This window comes from Mesorhizobium sp. M5C.F.Ca.IN.020.32.2.1 (assembly GCF_004023105.1).
Classification (GTDB): domain Bacteria; phylum Pseudomonadota; class Alphaproteobacteria; order Rhizobiales; family Rhizobiaceae; genus Mesorhizobium; species Mesorhizobium wenxiniae.
Map to the genome: position 1 here is coordinate 1 of NZ_RZSX01001353.1, position 1,038 is coordinate 1,038.

Consider the following 1,038-nt stretch of genomic DNA (forward strand, 5'->3'; position numbering starts at 1 on the left):
GCATGACATGGATCTAAGCAACGTGGTGCTCTACTGGCATTTTCTGCTGGTCTCCGCCGTCATCACCTTCGCCATCATTGGCCTCTTTCCGGCAGCGATGTGAGGCGGCGATGCGGCTCATCCCGAAAGAGATTGAAACGCTCTGGACGCTGTTTACCGCGCCCGTGGTGTGGGCTGCGCATTTCCTCGTTTGCTACATCGGCGCGGCGGTCTATTGCGCTAAGCCCGAACTTATCGGGCTGAGTTTCAGCGCTGTGCGCGCGGGCATCGCCGCCGCCACTCTGATCGCCCTCTCGCTCATCGCGCTATCCGCATGGCTCGCCTGGCGGCAATGGGGCTTCGGCACAGACGATCCGCCGCACGACGATCCGACGAGACGCGACCGGACCCTGTTCCAGGGCTTTGCGACGCTGCTGCTCTCGGGTCTCAGCTTCATCGCCGTGATCTTCACCGCGATGCCCGCATTATTCCTGACGGGGTGTATCCGGTGAGACGCGCCTGCCTCATCCTCGGTCTCCTCGTCCTCGCCCTGGTCTGGGTCGGACCGCTGCTCGATGCCTGGCGGGATTCGTTTTCGGCGCACATGCTGGCGCATATGGGAGTGGTAGCGATCGCTGCGCCGCTGATGGCGATTGGCATCCCGCTCCGCCCGAAACCAGATTCAAACCGGGCGTTCCCCCTCGCCCTCCCCGCCTCCCTCGTCGAGCTTATCATTGTCTGGTCCTGGCACGCGCCGGCCTTGCGGACGCTGGCGCAAAGCTCGCTGTTTGCGACCGCCATCGAGCAGGCCATGTTCCTCGCCGCCGGGCTGTTCCTGTGGCTGACCTGCCTGCCGCGCCGCGGTTCGGACATCACAGGCAATGCCGCCGGCGCCTTCGCCTTGCTTCTGACGTCCATCCATATGACCTTGCTCGGGGCGCTGCTGGCGCTGACCCCGAGGCCGCTTTACGGGACGGGCGAGATAAGCTGCTTCGGCGTCGCGCTTTCCGCGCAGCAGGATCAGGAACTTGGCGGCGTAATCATGCTTTTGGTCGGCGC

At 64.3% G+C, this 1,038-nt stretch carries 2 protein-coding genes; both read left to right on the forward strand.

Translation table 11 applies throughout. The features are described from left to right. Positions 1-110 precede the first annotated feature (110 nt). On the forward strand, positions 111-491 hold the full coding sequence (locus EOA86_RS35920) for a hypothetical protein (protein WP_065009325.1): 381 nt from the start codon (positions 111-113) through the stop codon (positions 489-491). Then, a partial coding sequence (locus tag EOA86_RS35925; protein WP_128345771.1) for a cytochrome c oxidase assembly protein occupies positions 488-1,038 on the forward strand: 551 nt, incomplete at its 3' end. The genes EOA86_RS35920 and EOA86_RS35925, both read left to right, overlap by 4 nt.

Coding starts and splice junctions, on each gene's coding strand:
- EOA86_RS35920 (WP_065009325.1), top strand. CDS start 111: ATGCGGCTCATCCCGAAAGAGATTGAAACGCTCTGGACGCTGTTTACC.